Annotated in this window: 14 protein-coding genes; 4 read left to right on the top strand and 10 right to left on the bottom strand. The window is 65.3% G+C overall.

The features are described 5' to 3' along the window. Positions 1-93 precede the first annotated feature (93 nt). On the bottom strand, positions 94-1,749 hold the full coding sequence (locus AC5XE7_RS03750) for an FMN-binding glutamate synthase family protein (protein ID WP_495364857.1): 1,656 nt from the start codon (positions 1,747-1,749) through the stop codon (positions 94-96). A gap of 236 nt (positions 1,750-1,985) precedes the next feature. Here AC5XE7_RS03750 and AC5XE7_RS03745 point away from each other — a divergent pair, with 236 nt between their 5' ends. Both AC5XE7_RS03745 and AC5XE7_RS03740 read left to right on the top strand, forming a co-directional pair. Further along, a complete protein-coding gene (locus AC5XE7_RS03745; RefSeq protein ID WP_239801572.1) occupies positions 1,986-2,372 on the top strand; it encodes a hypothetical protein in 387 nt (128 codons plus the stop codon). 43 nt (positions 2,373-2,415) lie between these two features. Beyond that, positions 2,416-2,862, top strand: a complete 447-nt coding sequence (locus tag AC5XE7_RS03740; protein WP_495364856.1) for a universal stress protein — start codon at positions 2,416-2,418, stop codon at positions 2,860-2,862. 51 nt (positions 2,863-2,913) lie between these two features. Here the strand turns inward: AC5XE7_RS03740 and AC5XE7_RS03735 are convergent, their stop codons facing one another. The 4 genes from AC5XE7_RS03735 to AC5XE7_RS03720 form a co-directional block, all read right to left on the bottom strand. Further along, a complete protein-coding gene (locus AC5XE7_RS03735) occupies positions 2,914-4,644 on the bottom strand; it encodes an ABC transporter ATP-binding protein (protein ID WP_495364855.1) in 1,731 nt (576 codons plus the stop codon). Beyond that, entirely contained in the window at positions 4,641-7,289 is a 2,649-nt protein-coding gene (locus tag AC5XE7_RS03730; protein WP_495364854.1) for an ABC transporter ATP-binding protein/permease, read from the bottom strand. The genes AC5XE7_RS03735 and AC5XE7_RS03730 overlap by 4 nt, the downstream gene beginning before the upstream one ends. A gap of 75 nt (positions 7,290-7,364) precedes the next feature. Then, positions 7,365-9,545 carry a TonB-dependent receptor gene (locus AC5XE7_RS03725; RefSeq protein ID WP_495364853.1) on the bottom strand — a complete coding sequence of 727 codons (2,181 nt, stop codon included), beginning with the start codon at positions 9,543-9,545 and terminating at the stop codon, positions 7,365-7,367. Between the two features lie 122 nt (positions 9,546-9,667). Continuing rightward, positions 9,668-10,666 carry a helix-turn-helix domain-containing protein gene (locus AC5XE7_RS03720; RefSeq protein WP_495364852.1) on the bottom strand — a complete coding sequence of 333 codons (999 nt, stop codon included), beginning with the start codon at positions 10,664-10,666 and terminating at the stop codon, positions 9,668-9,670. 183 nt (positions 10,667-10,849) lie between these two features. On the opposite strand from AC5XE7_RS03720, the gene AC5XE7_RS03715 reads away from it, so the two are divergent. Beyond that, positions 10,850-11,554 carry a GntR family transcriptional regulator gene (locus AC5XE7_RS03715; protein ID WP_495364851.1) on the top strand — a complete coding sequence of 235 codons (705 nt, stop codon included), beginning with the start codon at positions 10,850-10,852 and terminating at the stop codon, positions 11,552-11,554. Between the two features lie 137 nt (positions 11,555-11,691). Further along, positions 11,692-12,654, top strand: coding sequence for a dihydrodipicolinate synthase family protein (locus AC5XE7_RS03710; RefSeq protein ID WP_495364850.1), 963 nt, complete (start codon positions 11,692-11,694; stop codon positions 12,652-12,654). Between the two features lie 60 nt (positions 12,655-12,714). Here the strand turns inward: AC5XE7_RS03710 and AC5XE7_RS03705 are convergent, their stop codons facing one another. The 5 genes from AC5XE7_RS03705 to AC5XE7_RS03685 all read right to left on the bottom strand — a co-directional run bounded on the left by AC5XE7_RS03705 (position 12,715) and on the right by AC5XE7_RS03685 (position 18,885). Next, on the bottom strand, positions 12,715-13,752 hold the full coding sequence (locus tag AC5XE7_RS03705; protein WP_495364849.1) for an Ldh family oxidoreductase: 1,038 nt from the start codon (positions 13,750-13,752) through the stop codon (positions 12,715-12,717). Positions 13,753-13,889: 137 nt separating this feature from the next. After that, positions 13,890-14,732 carry a lipoyl protein ligase domain-containing protein gene (locus AC5XE7_RS03700; protein WP_495364848.1) on the bottom strand — a complete coding sequence of 281 codons (843 nt, stop codon included), beginning with the start codon at positions 14,730-14,732 and terminating at the stop codon, positions 13,890-13,892. A gap of 137 nt (positions 14,733-14,869) precedes the next feature. After that, the gene (locus AC5XE7_RS03695; protein ID WP_495364847.1) at positions 14,870-17,548 is read right to left on the bottom strand and encodes a TonB-dependent receptor; all 2,679 of its coding nucleotides are present in this window, start codon (positions 17,546-17,548) and stop codon (positions 14,870-14,872) included. A gap of 250 nt (positions 17,549-17,798) precedes the next feature. Then, positions 17,799-18,161, bottom strand: coding sequence for a dihydroneopterin aldolase (gene folB, locus AC5XE7_RS03690; protein ID WP_183832255.1), 363 nt, complete (start codon positions 18,159-18,161; stop codon positions 17,799-17,801). 112 nt (positions 18,162-18,273) lie between these two features. Then, positions 18,274-18,885 (bottom strand): 5-formyltetrahydrofolate cyclo-ligase, encoded by a 612-nt coding sequence (locus tag AC5XE7_RS03685; protein ID WP_495364846.1) that lies wholly within the window; start codon positions 18,883-18,885, stop codon positions 18,274-18,276. Positions 18,886-18,978 lie beyond the last annotated feature (93 nt).

Here is an 18,978-nt window from a genome sequence, read left to right as displayed (position 1 = left end):
AGACAGAAAAGACCTCGCCAGCCGGCGAGGTCTTGTTGTTTGGCACGCCCTTTCAGGCACGCCGCATTGCAGCGCAAATCGCGGGAAGGGGTATCAGGCGGCCCTGCGCCTCTGGAACGGTCCGTGCGGGATTTCCGGCGGCGCGAAGGATTGCGCGTTGGCGCGGTCCCAGCGGCTGTACCATTCGGAAAGCTCGGGAATTTCCTTGCCCGCCACCAGAAAGCCTTCCGGCAGGTAGGGATAGGCCTCGTTGCCGTCGAGGAACTCGTTGTCCTTCTGCCGGAACATGAAATGGTAGGGCATGAAGTCGCTCGGATTGGTGAGGCCGGCTGCACCGGCGATCTCGCCCAGCGCCTTCATGGTGTTGCGGTGGAAGCGGGCCACGCGCTCGCTCTTGTCGCCCACGTCGATGGCGCGCTGGCGTCCCTTGTCCTGGGTGGCGATGCCGACCGGGCAGCAATTGGTGTGGCAGGCCTGCGCCTGAATGCAGCCGATGGCGAACATGAAGCCGCGCGCCGCATTGCACCAGTCGGCCCCCAGCGCCAGCGTGCGCGCGATGTCGAAGGCGGTGATGATCTTGCCGGCCGCGCCGATCCTGATCTCGTCGCGGATGCCGGCGCCCCTCAGCGTATTGTGCACGAAGGTCAGCGCCTCCAGCATCGGCATGCCGACGCGGTTGGCGAATTCCACCGGGGCAGCGCCCGTGCCGCCTTCCGCACCGTCGACCACGATGAAGTCGGGCATGATGCCGGTTTCTAGCATGGCCTTGACCATGCTCATGAATTCGCGCCGGTGGCCGATGCACAGCTTGAAGCCGACCGGCTTGCCGTCGGAAAGGGTGCGCAGCTGATCGATGAACTGCATCAGGCCGATGGGCGTGGAGAAGGTGCTGTGGGCGGCCGGCGAAACGCAGTCCACGCCCATGGGGATGCCGCGCGCCTCGGCGATTTCCGGCGAGATCTTGGAGGCCGGCAGCATGCCGCCATGGCCGGGCTTGGCGCCCTGGCTCAGCTTGATCTCGATCATTTTGATCTGCGGATCGGCGGCCAGCACCCTGAATTTCTCGGGCGAGAAGCTGCCGTCGTCGTTGCGGCAGCCGAAATAGCCGGAAGCGATCTGGCAGATGAGGTCGCCGCCGCCCTGACGGTGATAGCGGCTGATGCTGCCTTCGCCGGTGTCGTGGGCGAAGCCGCCCTTGCGGGCCCCGGTGTTGAGGGCGAGGATGGCATTGGCCGACAGCGAGCCGAAGCTCATGGCCGAGATGTTGTAGAGGCTGGCGCTGTAGGGTTGCCGGCAGGCCGAGCCGCCGATGCGGACGCGGAAATCCGTATCGGCGATGGTGACGGGCGTGGCCGAGTGGGTCAGCCACGCATAGCCGGACCCATAGACGTTCTCGATGGTGCCGAAGGGACGCTTGTCCTCGACGCCCTTGGCGCGCTGGTAGACGAGCCCGCGATCCTGCCGGCTGAACGGCACCTCGTCATGGTCGCCCTCGATGATGTACTGGCGGATTTCCGGCCGGAAGCTTTCCAGCAGGAAGCGCAGATGCCCGACCACCGGATAGTTGCGCAGGATGGAATGGCGGCGCTGGCGCACATCGTGCACGCCGAGCAGGAACAGCGCGCCGGCGATGACGGCGGGCACAAGCAGCCACTTGCTGTAGAGCGCGGCCCCGGCGAGCGATGCGAATGTGATGAGCGCGACGCTCACGAACACGGTGTAGCGTTGGTAGGAGAGGATGGTCGTCACGATATCGGGATTCGTTCTTTATGGCGGGCGGAGCCGGCCTGATTTGACGGGACCTGATTCAGCCGCAGCATGGAAAGGCCGCTCCGGCGATTCGCCTATAGCACATATCCTGTAACAGTAACTGTGGCGCAAAGACGTTATTGTCATCCGCGACAATAGTCGTTCTCTGTTTTCTTGATCCGTATCAAGGCAAGGTGCTCAAGCCCCGGCATTGTGGAAGAAAAGGAGACCAGAGCATGACGGCACTGAAGGACCTGACACCGAACTTCCGCCACGTGAGACTTCTTCTCGCGCGGACCGCAGGCCACCCGCAGGGCGACCGCGAAGAGGGCTATGATCTTCTCGTGCCGCTGGACGAGGCCGGCCGCCTCGACGCCGCCACATGGAAGACCCATCAGGCCTTCTGCCGTGTCCGGCGCTTTTCCGATGATGGCGACGAGCGCATCGGCCGCCTGCGGCGCAAGCCCGGCGGACAATGGTATTTCGACTATGAGGAAGGCGACGCCGACAATGAGATCGGCTTCCGCCTCGGCGAGGAAAGCTTCGTCACCGGGGAATATGTCTCGATCATGCAGGACGGAACCATGCAGACTTATCAGGTGGCGCGGGTCGAGAAACCCTGATCATATGACGGCCGCAGATCACGCAACAAAAGCGAGGGTGAAGATGTACAGGCATATCCTTATTGCGACCGATGGGTCCGAACTGGCTGCGAGGGGCATCGAGCAGGGCCTTGCCCTCGCCGGCCCGCTGGGAGCGAAAGTGACGGTGCTGAGCGTGTCGCAGCCTCTGGACACCGCAGCCGCACGCGCCGCCGCCATCGGCGGCATCGCCGATCCGATCGGCCGCTACGACCAGCAGATCGACGAGGAGATGAAGAACCGCTTCCGCTCGATCGAGGAGCGCGCCGCCGAACATGGCGTCGTGGTGGATCTGCTGCACGAGATCGACGACCATCCCGCCGAGGCCATCGTGCGCACGGCGAAACTGAAAAGCTGCGACCTGATCGTCATGTCCTCGCATGGCCGGCGCGGAGCCGCGCGGCTCATTCTGGGCAGCCAGACCTCCGAGGTTCTGGCACACACCACGCTGCCTGTTCTGGTGGTGCGCTGACCGCACGGAAATGCCGCAGCCCCGGACCCGGGGCTGCGGCACAGCTGACCATCAGGATCGGGGTTTATCCTGATGATCGAGGGTCCAGTCGCGGGCGCTGCGGCGATGGCTCCAGTAGGCGGCGAAGCGGCCGCCGGCGGCGATCAGCGCCTCCCGTTCGCCCGCCTCTACGATGCGTCCGCCTTCGACGAAGACCACATGATCGGCGCGGGCGATGGTTTCCAGCCGGTGCGCGACGACCAGCACGGTGCGATGGCCGAAACGGCTGAGCGCTGCGGCAACTGCTACCTCGTTCATGGTGTCGAGACCGCTGGTGGCTTCGTCCAGAAGCAGGATCGGCGCATTCTTCAGAAGCGCGCGGGCGATGCTGACGCGCTGGCGCTCGCCGCCCGACAGGTTGCCGCCGCCTTCGCCGACCGGCGCATCCCAGCTTCCCAGCCGCTCGACGATCTCGTCGACGCAGGCGGCTTTCGCGGCCTCCATGAACTCGGCCTCGGTGGCAGCCGGGCGCGCAAGGCGGATGTTCTCGGCAATGCCGCCCTCGAACAGCTGGACGTTCTGGAACACGATGGATAGCTGGTCCATCAGGGTCGCCGGCGCATAGGCGCGCACATCGTGCCCGCCGACCCGCACTTCGCCCTCGCTCACGTCATGCATGCGCGCGATCATCGACAGGATGGTGCTCTTGCCGGATCCCGACGGCCCGACCAGCGCCGTCGTGCTGCCTTCCGGCACATCGAAGCTGATGCCGTCCAGAATATGATTGCCGTTGGCGTGGAAATGCACGTTGCGGAACGCGATTGCGGGTGCCTGCGGCACCGCATCGCGCGCCGGCGACGGCAGGGCCGGAACGTCGAGCACGGCCAGCGTGCGCTGCGCCGCCGCGTGGGTCGATTCCAGCGCCACGAACAGATCCGACAGCGTGTTCAGCGGCTCCAGAAAGCGCAGCACCACCACGATCAGCGCCACGGTGCGGGCGGCATCCATGGACCCTTGCGCATACATCAGCGCCAGAATGGCGATCATCGCCACCAGCGTGGCCTGCATGGCCAGCGAAAACAGCAGCGTGCCGGGCACGGTGAACCAGATCAGGCGCAGGCTCTTCGCCTTCTGGGCCTCGATGGCTTCGCCCAGAGGCGTGCCGGCGGTGCCGGTGCGCCCGGCCGCGCGCAGCACGAGCTGGTTGCGGGCAAACTCGTCCGTGCGGGCCGCGGCCTCGCCGGAAGCGGCGGAGAAGTCGGCTTCCGCGCGGCGGATGAAGCCGCCTCCCGCGAGCAGCGCGCCAAACAGGAGCGGCACGGCAATGAGCGCCGCGACACCCAGCGGCCACGCCACGAACAGCAGGCCGAGCGCGATGGCCGGCGGCAGCGCGATCGAGATCAGCGCCTGCGTGCCCAAATTGACGGTGCTGGCGAACAGCTCCGGAACCGCACCCGCCAGCGCCCGCTTTGCCTTTTCCTGCTCCCCGGTGCCGAACCAGCCGATCGGCACGGCAAGCAGATGGTCGACGAGGCGCGTGTTCATCGACATCATCATGGCAAGGCCGAGATCGAAGGCGCGCACAACCATGCGCCGTTCCAGCATCCAGCCGGCCACCACGCAGGCGGCCAGCGCGGCGAGCCACGGCAAGGCCCCGCGCGGTTCGGGCGAAAACAGGCTGCCCAGCAGCGGCACGAGCAGCAGCGCCGACAGCGCCCTGAGCACCGCCGCCGTGAGGCCGAAAAGCGTGAACAGCGGAAGGCGGGCACGTGCCTGCGGCGGAAACAGGGAGGCGACGATCATGATGCCTTGCCTTCTACTGCCATCGTTTCGGGAGCCATCGTTTCCGGGGCCATCGTTTCGGGGGCCTTCGTTTCGGGCGCCTTCGTTTCGGGTGGCCGCTTTTCGCCGGCCTGCCACAGGTCGCGATAGAGGCCGGGGCGGACGAGCAGCTCTTCATGGCGGCCGCGCTGGACGATGCGCCCGTCCTGCATCACGGCGATGCAGTCGGCATGGACGATGGTGTGCAGGCGATGCGCCACCACCAGAACGGTGCGCCGGCCGATGAGCGCGCCGAGCGCCTTCTGTACCAGATGCTCGGACTCGGGATCGGCGAAGGCCGTCGCCTCGTCGAGCACGAGGATGGGCGGATCGGCAAGCAGGGCGCGCGCGATCGACAGGCGCTGCGCCTCGCCGCCGGACAGGCGCACCTCATCCCCGACGATGCTGTCATAGCCGCGCGGGGCGGCCACGATCCGCTCGTGGATCTGTGCCGCGCGCGCCGCATCCTCGATCTCGGCCATGGAGGCACCGGGGCGGGCGAGGGCGATGTTGTCCTTCAGCGACCCCCTGATCAGCCGCACATCCTGAAAGACGAAGCCGACGCTGCGTTGCAGCGCCTCCGGCGTCACGTCGCGGATGTCGATCTCTCCATCGCCTGTAGTCAGCCGGATGCTGCCTTCGGTCACATCGTGGAAACGCCCCGGCAGGCCGGCCAGCGTCGACTTGCCGGCGCCGCTCAGGCCGACGAGTGCGGTCAGCGTGCCGGGCGCCAGAACGAGATCGATGGATTTCAGCACCGGCTTGCGCGGCCGGTAGCCGAAGCTGACATCCGCAAAGCGCAGCCCGAGCGGCCCCGGCGGGATGACGCCGGTTGAACGGCTGCGGTCGAGCTCGGTTTCCTCCAGCAGATCGCCGATGCGCCGCGCGGCCTGCCTTGCCTCGCGCATCGGCACGAAGCCGTAGAGAACGGAAGTGATCTGCGCCCCGAAGGCGGTACCGAGGAACAGGAACGGCAGGAGGTCTGCCGCCTCCATGCGCCCGGAGATGATGCGCCAGCTGCCGACAGCCACGATCAGCAGCAGGAAGGATGGCGGCTGGATGGAAAGCTGGGCCGCCACCTTGCGCCCCGCCATCGGCCGCTGCCAGCCATTGATGAAACTGGCCTGTCCCTCAAGCACCGAGCGCACCGAGCGCCCGTCGCCGCCGAACACGCGCACCACCGGCAGCGCGTCGATGAAGGCGCCGGCGGCGGCATTGGCGCGCTTGGTCCAGTTCGCATATTGCACCAGCTTGTCGGCCACGCCGCGCATCATGTTGGCGAACAGGAAGACGAAGGCGAGCAGCGGCACGAACAGCAGCCCGGCCAGCGCCGCATCGACCGTGAACAGATAGGCGATGGCCGCTACCGGCGTGACGATGCCGGCGACGATGTCCGGCACGGCATGCGTGACCATGTAGTGCAGCCGCCCGGCGTCCTCCTGCACGGCCTGCTGCACGCTTGCGGCGTTGCGGTCGGTGAACCAGCCGAGCGGCAGCCGCGCCAGCTTGGCGATGATGGATTGCCTGAGCGTATGGCCGAAGCCGGCATCGACCATGTGAAGCCACAGCATCAGCACCGCCGAAAGCGTCGCCGCCGCGCCATAGAGGACGACCGCCCAGATGATCAGCGGCGAAAGCGCATCCCAGCTTTTCTCTCCGCCAAGGAGGCGGCGGCCAAGCTCGGCCAGCAGCACCAGCGGCGCAAGCTGCATCAGCGAGATGATGGCCTGCAACAGGCCGGCGGCGCGCAGCTTCCAGCGCAGGGAATCGAGAAGCTCCTGTCCGCGCTGCGAGCGCCAGCGGGGCTTTGCAGGCGCGGCTTCGCGCGCGGCCACCGCCTCGGCCGGCGGCGGCGCGACGGGGGCCCGCTCGGGCTCGGCCACGCCGCTTTCCTTGCGCAGCCGCATGGCCTTGCCCCTGATCCAGTAGGCGGCATGCTTGATGTCGGTCAGTGGAAAGCCGTGGGTCTGGTTGAGCGTGGCGCGCAGCACCTTGATCGCGGCGTTTTCGGCGGCGACCCAGGCATACCAGTTCGACCAGTCGCGCACCGGAACCGCTTCGGCCAGCGCATTGGTGCCGGGCCCGGTCCAGATCACCCCGGCGCCCGGATGCGGCGTCACCGGAATATCGCGATCCTCGGGCAGATGCGCCTGAAGGATGACCACGATGTCGGCCTCCGGCGGCAGCACTTCGAGGATGGCGTTGATGGCCGGAAGGGCGGCAGGATCGCCCATCAGCAGATAGCCCTCCGGGTTTTCCGGCGGCTCGAACTTGTGGAACATGTAGTAGGAGGCCGCGATGGTGTCGCCGGGCTGCGCGGCTGCGGCCCAGGCCGAGGCCGGTCCCATGGGCTGGTGCAGCACGAAGTCGAAGCTCACCTCGCCCTTTTCAGCATCCGGCTCCACCAGCGTGTAGCCGCGCTGGTGGACCTTGTCCGGATCGTCCGGGTCCGGCGCCCACAGCCGCACGAAGGAGGCGGTGGGGGTCTCGCGGCCGTCGATCATGGTCGGGGCCGAAAAGCGGATGCGCCGGTAGCCGGGCGTCAGGTCCGTCACCGTCAGCACCGTCATGATGTGATCGGTGGCCCCGAGGGCCTTCATCATGGTCCGCTGGAAACGCGCGCTCATCGGCCACCCCGCGACAGGGCGACCGGGTTGCAGGAAGACATCATGTCACTTGCCCCGTGTGCGGATCGCGCGCCGTCACCAGCGCACGGAGGAGCCGATGCCGACCACCCGGCCACGGCCGAAATAGGCGGTGGTTCCGCTCTGGCCACCCGGCATCAGCGCCGGATAGGTGAAGGCGTAGGACAGCGGGCGCTCGTCGAGCAGATTGCGGCCGAAGGCGTAGATGCGGAAATTGTCCTTTTCCCAGCCGATCTCCGCATTGAGAATGTGATAGTCGTCCATCTTCGCGGCATTCTGGATGTCGGCATAGCGGGTGCCGACATACTGGTAGGTGCCGCTGAGCGTGATCTCGCCCGGCAGCCCCACCGCATCCGCCAGGAAGCGGTAGGAGAGCCCGACATTGGCGGAGAACCCCGGCACCTGCGGCACTTCGTTGCCCGGCAGCGCGCCAAGGCCCAGCGAAGTTGCCGACACATCGACGAGACGCGACCCGATCAGCGCACCGCCGACCGTCAGTTCCAGCCCCTCGGCCAGCGTGGCGTCGACATTGGCCTCGATGCCATAGCTTTCAAAATTCTGGTTGGTCATGAAGGGCAGGGAGGTGTTCGTATCAAATCCGACAACCTGCCCGTCCTTGACGTCGTTGTAGAAGATGGCGCCGCTGACGCGCAGCCTGTCGTTGATCTCGGCCTTGGTGCCGATCTCATAGGTCCATGACGTGGCCGGCAGGAAGGCCTCGGTAACCAGTCCGTAACCGGCATAGGAGGTGGTCTTCTCGAAACCGCCGGAGGAATAGCCGCGCGCCAGCGAGACATAGCTCATGGCCCGGTCGTTCCACTCATAGGACAGCGCCATGCGCCCGGTCACATAGGTGTCGCTGAATGTGTTGTCCTGCTGGAAGGCCGGCAGCGTGCCCGGAAAGCCGTTGGAGACATAGAGCGCGTCCAGCTTCTGGCGGTCGTGGGCCACGCGCAGCCCACCGGACAGATTGAAGCCCTGTCCCAGCGGCGCACTGGCATCGGCGAAGGCCGCCACCGTCTGGCTTTCGATGCGGTTGTCGAAAGTGCCGTTCATGGTCGGCGCATACATGCCGGCGTTCTGAATGCGGTAGCTGGTGTAGTCCGACCTGAAATAGCTGGCGCCGGCCACCCACTGGATCGTCGAGCCCTCATTCGAGTTGAGGCGCACCTCCTGATTGAAGACCCGCTCGCGGTCGTTCAGATCCACCTTCTCGGCGTTGTGGTCGTTGAAATAGGCCGGCGGCAGGCCGGTGATGCGGCTGAAGATGAAGGCGTCGGTGAAGTCGCCCTTGTTGTGGATCTTCACGTCCTGATAGCTGGTCGTAGAGGTGAGCGTGAACGGCTCGAATTCCTTGGCCACCTTGAGGGAGCCATTGGCGACCTGCTGGCGGTTGTCGGGGCGCACATCCGCGCCGCTCTCCGGGAAATTGGGGGATTCCAGCCACACGAAGGCGGAATTGTGCCGCGTTTCCTTCGAGAAGCCGCCGCTGAGGTCGATGGTGAGGGTATCGTCCGGCGTGTAGCGCACCGAGGCCTTGCCGGCCCCCAGCTGCGCGCCGCCCTCTTTCTGGCCGGTGATGGGGTTCGGCACGTCGCCATCGTAATTCTGGAAGCGCAGCGTGCCGCGCCCGGCCAGCACGTTTTCCAGCAGCCAGCCGCCGGTGGTGCCTTCGAGGAAGGCATGGCCGTCGGAGCCCAGCTCGCTGCTGAGAATGGTTTCGCGGGTGCCGTCAGCGGGCTTGCTGACGATGTTGATCGCACCGGCAAAGGCGTTGCGGCCGAAGGTGGTGCCCTGCGGCCCCTTCAGCACCTCGACCCGCTCCATGTCGAGGATGGGCGCGCCGATGCCCGACAGCGTGGTCGGCACGCCATCGACGGAGATGCCGATGACGCTGTCGAGCGAATTCATGGCCGTGCCCAGCGTGCTGAGGCCGCGCATGGTCATGTAGCTTTCGCCGAAGCGGCCGAAATCGAGGAAGTTCGTGCCAGGCGACTGGCGGGCGATTTCCGTGATCGGATCGAGCGTCGCAGGCGGCACGTTGCTCTGGTCGAGGATGGTGGTGGCGACGGGAAGCTTCGCATCGTCCTGCGGGCGCTTGGTGCCGGTGACCACGATCGGCGCAAGCACCAGAGGCGCATCGGCCGTTTGCGCGAAAGCCGTCTTCGCCGGCAAACCGGCGCCAAGCAGAGCCAGTGCGGTGGTGGAAATCAGACGCGTGCGCGTGATGGTGTTCATGCAGATGCCCCGGAGTTTGCGAACAGGGGCTATGAATACCGGCCGGCCTGTTCCTGATACCAGCACTCAACTTTCGCGAAACGCAGGCAAACATTCGCGAAACCCAATAGATCGGGTGGCGATCAGATCACATGCATGGAGCGCGCGGGCTGAAATTCCGCGCGCGGCGGATGGCCGAAATGCTTCCTGTAGGCGGCGCTGAAGGCCGAGGGCCGGGAAAAGCCGACCCGCCGCCCGGCTTCCGCGACAGACAGCCGGTGCTCCTGAAGCAGGACCTTGGCCATCATCAGCCGCTGCTCGCGCACATGGGCAAAAATGGTCTTGCCGAACACCGTCTTGAAGTTGGCCTGCAGGGAGGTGACGTTGATGCCGACCCGGCGCGACAGCTCCATGGTGGTGGGCGTGGCGACGAGATCGGCGTCGAGGATTTCGCGCGCATGCATCACCCGGTCATATTCGCGGCGGCCGAGCAGGGCGACAAGCCGGCGCTCATCCTTCAGCGCCTGCGCCGCCTCGATCACGAAGGCCAGCGCCTTGCTTTCCAGAAACAGTCTTTCGAGCTGCCCCGTATAGGGATGGTCGAGGCACAGTCTGGCGATTTCGGTGATCAGGGGCGAATGCGAGATGACGCCCGTGCGGAAGCCGCCCTCCATCAGTTCCCGCAGCGCCATCAACCCGTCGTCGGCAACGCCATCGGCAAACCGCTCGAAGAAGGAAGGCCGCAGCACGAAGCCGGCAGAGGTGAAATGCGCGCCCCGCCGGAGCGGCGTCGAATAGCGAAGCGGCGCGTTGAAACCCATCAGCGTCGCCTGCTGCGGATAGCGCACGAAGCGCCCGTAGCCTTCCACCATGGAGGTCACCGGCCCGCCGCTTAGAAGGATGCCACAGACCAGCGCCGGCTCCATCTCGACGGCAAAATTCTGGTTGCTGGCATAGGTCACGTCACTTGCGCTCAGCGTCAGGCCGGGCTGCACCTCCAGCGCCAGCAGCCTTCCCGTATAGATCGGCGTTTCCATGATCCGGGGGCCGACATCGACCGGCTCGACGCCCAGCGCAAGCTCGGCGCCGAGGCGCACGAGATCGTTGAGGGTCATTCCCTGCTCAGGGATGCGGTTGTCCATAAATCGCCATTTCTTGCATTCTCTCGCCCGTAATGGGGAATCCGACTGCAATATCAGCCGATTTACTACATAATATGATTAAAATAATCAAGTTTATATCGTGTCCGAAGGTATGGCGGCCGGGTGCTGTGTTGAAGGCGAGGCGTGAAACCAGTATTCGTCATGTCGACAACAGGTGGCGGCATGAGCGAGAAAACGGAGACATCACAGGCGGAGCGCAAGCGCGGAGAGGGGGTCAGGCGCGTCTATGAAATCCTGCGCGACGACATTCTCGACCTGAGGCTGGCGCCCGGCAGCCCCATCGACGAGGTGCAGCTTGCCGAGCGGCTTTCCATGTCGCGCACGCCGATCCGCGAGGCGCTGGTGCGGCTGGCGGCCGAAGGGCTGGTGACGACGCTGCCCAACCGCTCGACCGTGGTTTCCAGCATCGACTTCCTAAACCTGCACACCTTTTTCGACGCGCTGACGCTGATGTACCGCGTGACCACGCGGCTGGCCGCCGAATTCCGCACCGAGGACGATCTGGAGATCATCCGCGCGCGGCAAGCTGAGTTCACCCGCGCGGTCGAGGCGCATGATGCGCTGGCGATGATCGCCACCAACCGCGAATTCCATGCCGCGATCGCAGAGGCGGGGCGCAATCCCTATTACACCGGCCTGTTCTGTCGCCTGCTGGATGAGGGACGGCGCATTCTGCGCGTCTATTATTCGTCCTTCGACGACCATCTGCCCCGCCGCTATGTGGATGAGCACGAGGACATGATCGCGGCCATCGGGGCGCGCGACGTGGCCGAATCCGACCGGCTGGCCAGCGCCCATGCCGACCAGATCGTGCGCCAGATACAGGACATGATCGCCCGCGACCGCCGCAGGCCCGTAGCGCTGTAGCCAGCACTCCACCTCAGCCCGCCTTCACCGAAACGGCTTGCACCGATGCATTTTTGTACAGCGTAATTTCTTGTCGACAAATAAAATACAAATGATATTGTGGCAGCCATCCAATCCGGCATAGGGAGAAAACCCTCATGAATGCGCAGATCTTTTCCGGCTGCATGCCGGCGCTGATGACCCCCTGCACCCCCGACCGCAAACCCGATTTCGAGGCGCTGGTGCGCAAGGGCAGGGACCTGATCGCCACCGGCATGTCGGCCGTGGTCTATTGCGGCTCGATGGGCGACTGGCCGCTGCTGACCGACGCCGAGCGCATGGAGGGCGTGGAGCGTCTGGTGAAGGCGGGCGTGCCGGTCATCGTCGGCACAGGCGCGGTCAACACGGCAAGTGCTGCGGCCCATGCCGCCCACGCGCAGAAGGTGGGCGCCAGGGGCCTGATGGTCATTCCGCGCCTGTTGTCACGCGGGCCTTCGCCGGCCGCGCAGCGCAATCACTTCAAGGCGGTGCTGTCGGCAGCTCCCGACCTGCCGGCCGTGATCTACAACAGCCCCTACTATGGCTTCGCCACACGCGCCGATCTGTTCTTCGCGCTCAGGGCCGAGCATCCGAACCTCGTCGGCTTCAAGGAATTCGGCGGTGCCGCCGACATGACCTATGCCGCCGAAAACATCACCAGCGGCAGCGATGCGGTGACGCTGATGGTGGGCGTCGACACCTGCGTCTTCCACGGCTTCGTCAATTGCGGCGCCACCGGCGCCATCACCGGCATCGGCTGCGTGCTGCCGCGCGAGGTGCTGCATCTGGTGTCGCTGTGTCAGGCGGCGGCGAAGGGCGATGTCGGGGCGCGCCGGCTTGCGCAGGAACTGGAACAGGCGCTCGCCGTGCTCTCCGCCTATGACGAAGGCCCCGATCTGGTGCTTTATTTCAAGCACCTGATGGTGCTGAAAGGGAATCCGGAATACGAACTCCACTTCAACGAGAGCGATGCGCTGAGCGCCAGTCAGCGCGGCTTCGTGGAAACGCAGCTGAAGCTGTTCGACGACTGGTATGAGGGCTGGTCGAAGCAGTCCGGCCTTGCGGAGCGCAACGCCGCCTGAACCGGCATCACGGAAACTGCCAGAAAAAAAGCCCTCCGGCGGAGGGCTTTTTTATCGGCATCAGGCTACGGCATCGAGCCCCAGCGCTTCCAGCCGGTTGAGCTGCGCGGCCTCGGCGGCGGTGAGGGTGATGCCCTCTGACAAGGTGCGCTTCCTCGCCGCGAAGCGGCGCTGCGAAGGCAGGCGCGCGCCCTGTCCGGCGATGGCCTCCAGCAACACCTCGGCGCGGGCGAACGGATCGCCCGGACGCCCGGCGGCAAAACGCTGCGGGCTCATGGCGATGATCAGTTCGCCGTGACGCGGGGCAAGCGTGGTGGTGCCTAGAAAATCAAGCGCCTCGCTGCTGGTGAAATCGCCGATCATGGTGCCGGCCAGCAATTCGATCATGGTCGAGATGGCAGAGCCCTTGTGGCCGCCGAAGGGCAGCATGGCGCCGGCCAGCGCAGCCTCCGGATCGGTGGTCGGCCTGCCCTCGCTGTCGACCGCCCATCCTTCGGGCAGTTGCCGGCCTTCACGCCGGTACAGCTCGATCTCGCCGCGCGCGGCCACACTGGTGGCGAAGTCGAACACATAGGGCTGGGCCGGATCGACGCGCGGCCATCCGAAGGCGAACGGGTTGGTGCCAAGCAAAGGTTCCTTGCCGCCGGAAGGCGCGACCGTGGCATAGCTCGGGCACATGGCGATCGCCGCCACACCCAGCGCGGCGAGCCTTTCCACCTCCGGCCACAGGGCCGAGAAATGCGTGCAATCGTTGATGACGAGCGCTGCGATGCCGAGCTTCTTAGCGCGTTCGGCAAGGACCGGCGCGCCCAGTTCGAAGCCGGCGCAGGAATAGCCGCCGCCGGCCTCGACGCGCACCACCGCCGATCCGTCGTCGCGCAGCACGGGCTTGACGTCGGGCACCACCTTGCCGGCCTTCACCGTGCGCAGGCAGCCCTCGATGCGGTAGACACCGTGCGACTTGCAGCCATCCCGCTCGCCCGCAACGATCACCGCGCCAAGCGTGGAAGCGTGATCCTGCGAAAGCCCGGCCTTGCGGAAAATGGTCTCCACCCGGCCTTTCAGTGCCTCGACGCTCAGATTCACGCTTTCACCCATTTTGACGTCTTTCTTATCAGTAACTGGCTTTCGACGATTCCTGCGTCGTCCCTATCATGATCGCAACCGCGCGGCCACCGACAGGTCCTTCTCCTGCCGGCATATTCCGGGAGATTGTTCGGTCCCGGAATGTGCGTTCAGCCGGCGGCCTGCGCTTTTGCGAGGCGGTCAAGCAGCGCTTCCAGATCGATCGCCTGGCAGGCGCGGTCGAGCTCTTCGGCAAGTGCCACCGCCACCGCCTTGCCGGACCCGGTTTCGATCTCGGCCCAGTTGATGTGGGTCGGGGCCTCGATCCCGCTGTCGATGCCGATATCGGCATAGAGCGCGTTGATCGCGGCTGCGGCAGTGACATGATCGAGATCGGCAAACAGCGCCATATGGGCCAGAACCGCATGTTCGCCCGGCCGTCCGCGCCCCAGATTGCGCCAGCGCTGCGCCGTTCCGGCGAGCTTGCGGGTGCCGACGACGATGTTGTAGATGCCGTCGCACATGGTGCCGGGGATGGAGCGGAACGCACCCTCGATGCCCCTTGCGCGCAGCATGGCCATGACCGGCTCGCACAGCACCCGGTAGCTGGTTCCGATGCGTTCGCGCACCTGCGGCCCGATCGAAAACACCATGGACAGGTTGACCACGCCAGCACCCTGAACCACGGCCCCGCCGCCCGTATCGCGCACATGAACGGGAAAGCCGCGCGCGGCGGAGGCGGCGACGGCTTCCCCGAAGCCGGGGCGAACCGTGTGGCTGCGCGGCACGACGATGCAGGTTCCGGTCTGCCACAGCGACCAGACCATGCCGGGGCTGCCATCCGCCGCGGCCAGCATGGCCCGCTCATGCGCAAGCGCCTCATCATATTGCATTTCGGGCAACAGGGCGGGGGTGGAAACGTCCGCCCCTTTCTCCGACCCGGTGTCAGCCCCCGTGTCAGCCACCGTGTCCACCCCCGGCGGTGAGCCCGCAATCCGCGCCTGCGTCATCATTCCCTGCTGCCATCCTGATCGCGTCAGACAGGCACAAACGCTGCTTATCCTGCAGCGTCAACCACCTGACAGTCGAAAATGGCAGCGCGCCGGGCAATCTTCAACAGGCCCGGATTCACCGAGCCCGGCCGCGCCTGTCAGAATTTGGCGCTCAGCGAGGCCCAGAAGGTGCGGCCCGGTCCCGGAATATTGGCCAGCCCCAGCGGGTCGACGTAGTGAACGTCTCCCACATTGTCGATCCTGAAATCGGCCTTCAGGCTTTCGCTGATTTCATAGGAGGCGAAAACATCGACCAGCACATAGGGCCGCCAGTCCACCGGCACGATGAAGGGTGCAGCGCCCTGCGCCGTCGGCTGATCCGCCCTGATGGTGCGCGGCCCCACATGCGTCGCCCGCGCTCCCAGCGTCAGTGCATCGTCGAGGAATTTATGCGATGCCGTCAGCGAGGTCGTGTATTTCGGCGGCACATGGTTGGTTGCATAGTCGCCATACAGCGAACTCCTCTGGCAGACCCCCGATTCCGGGCAGAATGCCATGTCGGTGTAATAGGAGGCGCCCAGTTCGAACTTCAGGCCCCCGAGCGCATAGTGCCCGGAGAACTCGATGCCCTCGAACTTCGCCCGGGCGATATTGCCCACGGCCGGCCCGTCATAATTGGTGCCGAAACTCGTGGTCACATTGACGATGCGCCGGGCGATATAGTCATCGACGTCATTGTGAAACCAGCCCAGTTTCAGCTTCAGATCGTCATCGGCAAACAACACGTCGCCGGCCTGATAATTGACGCCGACATCCCAGTTGTGGGCACGCTCCGGCCGCACACCGGGGGCGACGAAGGTCGCAGCCAGCGCCGAAGATTCCGCCAGCGCCGGCATGCGCAGTGCTTCCGAATAGCGGGCGAAAAGCTGGAGGCCCTCAACCGGCTCGACCGAAACGCCGAGGGTCGGGCTGATGCCGCTGGCGCTTCTTCCCCGCTGCTGCCCGGCGAAGGAATTGGCAACGCTGTCTTCCTTCGTGCTGCGGTCGCGCGCCGAGAAATCCTGATAGCGCAGGCTGCCGTCGATGGTCAGCCAGTCCAGCGGCTTCCAGTTTGCGTTCATGAAGCCCTGCCATTCGTGGCGGACGCCGTTGGGCGGCAGGAATTCCTCCAGCACGCGGCTGAGTTCCGTGGGTCTGGTGTCTTCGTGAAGATAGGACAGCCCATAGTTCAGCGATATGTCTCCTAAAGCCGTTCCAAATCGCGAGGTGTTGGAGACATCGGCCCCCCACTGCCGCGTATCGGTGCCGACGAGAACGCGTGTCTTGAGCGGATCGGGCAACCCCATCTGGATCACCGTCCGGCTGCTGGCAGAGGTGGGATTGCGGATATCGAGCGAGGTCAGCCACAGGCCCGAGCGCAGATCTATCAGATCGTTGTCACCCGGGTTCCAGCGATGCCGGGCCGAATAGCGGTCCACGTCTGCGGTGGAGGTCCAGCGCTGCGTGGCCTGCACGGCCGTCAGGCTGGAGAGGATGGAGGCGCGGATATCACCGTGATCGCTCCGGAATCCCGTGTGGGACAGTTCCAGGGAATGATCTTCAAGCAGATCGAACTTTGCCTTCAGCAGCCATGAATCGGTGTCGCTGGAGGTGTTGAGCACCTTCTCGCCGCCCCGGTAGAGCGAAACGCCGGTGTTCTCGTAATAGCTGGGATAGTTCGTGCAGGACAGAAAACCGCCGCCGAAATCCCGGCAGACCGAGCGGGGGCCGACATCCTCCGAGCTTGCGGCGGAAGGGCCGTTTCGGCCGGCGTGATAATTGCCGTTGCGCCGTCCGGCATAGGCCGCGACGAATTCGTAGCCTTCTCCGCGCGCCGCGCCGGCGATGCTGCCAAAGCCGCGTGTCGGCTCCAGCAGGGCCGGGCGCCCCATATCGGCAGGCCCCAGAACGCTTCCGGGCCTCGACCGCGAAAAGAACATCCCGCCCACCGTGTTCAGTGCCGGCACGCCGGAACTGTTGCTGCCAAAGCCGCCTTTCAGGCGCACGCCATAATTGCGGCCATCCAGAAGAATGTCGGAGGCCTTGAGGGTTTCCATGCTGACGGAACCGGCAATGCCGCCATAGGCGCCGGTGCCCGGACCTTTCTGGATGCTGATCCCGCCGATCAGGTCCGGATCGATATAGGAGCGGTTACCGACGCCCTGATAGCCCTGATAGACGGTTGCCGAGGAAAGGCTGCCATCGACGCTGACCGGCACCCGCCCCATTCCCTGCATGCCTCTTATGTTGACATCTATGGCGCTGCCATTGCGCGCTTCACCCGACAGGACGCCCGGAGTGCCGGTGAACATGTCGGACGGGGTGGTTCCCCGGAACCGCTCGATCCGCTCGCCGCTGATGTACGCCGTTGGCGCCGGCGTGCTGAAGGGCGCATCGGCCGGGCTGGCGTTCTGCAAGCCACTCACATTGATGGTTCCAAGAACCACGGCGCCGCTGGCATCGAGCGGCGCACTCGATGCCGAAGCGGGATCGGAGATGGTCACCGTGCCGGCATCGGTGAACTGATAGACGAGGCCGCTGCCGGCCAGCAGCCGCGACAGCGCCTGTTCGCGGCTGAAGGTGCCGGAAAGGGCAGGGCTCGTCTTGCCGGCCACAAGCTGCGAGGGAAACAGAAGCCGGATCCCGGCCTTGTCGGCAAAGGCGGTCAGGGCCGAACCCAGATTCTGGGCGCGGATGTTCAGCGACAGGGTTTGCGTGCCCTGCGCGTGCACAGCCGTGACCGGCCCGGTCCCGGTCATCGTCGTCAGGGCAACGGAGCCCAGCAGGGCTGCCCTCATCAGAAATCGTGAAAAAGAAACTCCGTTCGCCGTAACCGCCGCTTCGCGCATGCCCCATCCGCCTGTCTTGCAATCCTGAAAACGAGGAGGGCGTGGCTGGCGCTTTGTGACGTGATCTTGGCTGGCCCTCACATCAAGGACGAAACGGGGGCGGCGGTTCTGCACCGGCTTTTTCAAATAAGATGACGCTTTCTGTCATCTTATTGAAAATGCATCGCTATATTTTCATCCGGTCACGCGGCGACGCGCTTCAAAGACCGGCGGCCGGACCCTGCGGCCAGACGATCGTGACCTCGACGTGATCGAGCACGCCGCGCACCGGAGCATTGGGTTTGCGCACCGTGATGCGGGCGCGCATGATCTGCGGGAACACCTCGCAAAGGGTGCGGCTGATGTCGAGGGCCAGCGTTTCGATGAGGAAGCGGCGGCGGCCGGTGACGATCTTCTCGATCTCCGCGAAGGCAAGCCCATAGTCCACGGTCGCCTCGATGCAATCCTCCTCGATCCCCACAGAGGGCCGCACATCCAGCTCGGCATCGACATAGAACCGCTGGCCGAGCCGCTCTTCCTCATCGAGCAGGCCGTGGCGGGCGAAGAACGCGCAGTTCTTCATCGTGATCCTGTAGGTCGTGCCGGTGGTGTTGCGGCGGAAAATCCGGCCTCCGGGAGCGGACGTGCCGGCAATGGCGGGGTCGAGAAGCAGTTCGTCAGTGCTCATGGGAGCCTCATTCATCTGTCACGATTGCATCCATGGGAATGTCCAGGGAATGCGGATGGATGGTCGCAAGTCTTGCTCCGGCATAGCCGACCCCGAGCTTGAGGGGCCGCTTGCTCATCGCCGCCAGAGTGCGGTCATAAAACCCGCCGCCATAGCCGAGCCGGTAATTGGCGCTGTCGAAGCCGACGACCGGGGAGACGACGATATCGGGTTCGACCACCCGCCCGCCGGACGGAACCAGAATGTTCCACACCCCGCGCTCCAGCGGCTCGCCGGGCGCCCACAGCCGGAATTCCAGAGGCTGCGCCTTGGCGATCACCACCGGCAGCGCGATCCGGCCGCCTGCGGCAATGACCTTCTCAGACCATTGGCGCAGATCCGGCTCGCCCCGGAACGGCCAGTAGAGCGAGACGATGCGCCCCTGCGGAGCGCCGATCAGACGGTCGAGCCCTTCCGCGATCGTCCGGGTTCTGGCGGTGCGTTCGTCCGCGCTCATGGCAAGGCGCTGCTCGATCAGACGCTTGCGCTCCGCCACGCGCCACTGCGAAACTTCCCTGGAAAGTTCCGAGGGTGGCCCGTCAGGCCGGTCTGGTGTCGGATTGGAGCCCTCTCCAGCCATCGCCTCTCCTCATGCTTCTCCCTGATCTCCGTCTTCAGACCCTGAAGCGTGTCGCGATCCTCCAGATCGCTCCCTACGCTTTAAGCTCTTGTT

This window comes from Aquamicrobium sp. YD-1-mutant5 (assembly GCF_059509755.1).
This window is presented reverse-complemented; position numbering and strand designations above follow the sequence as displayed.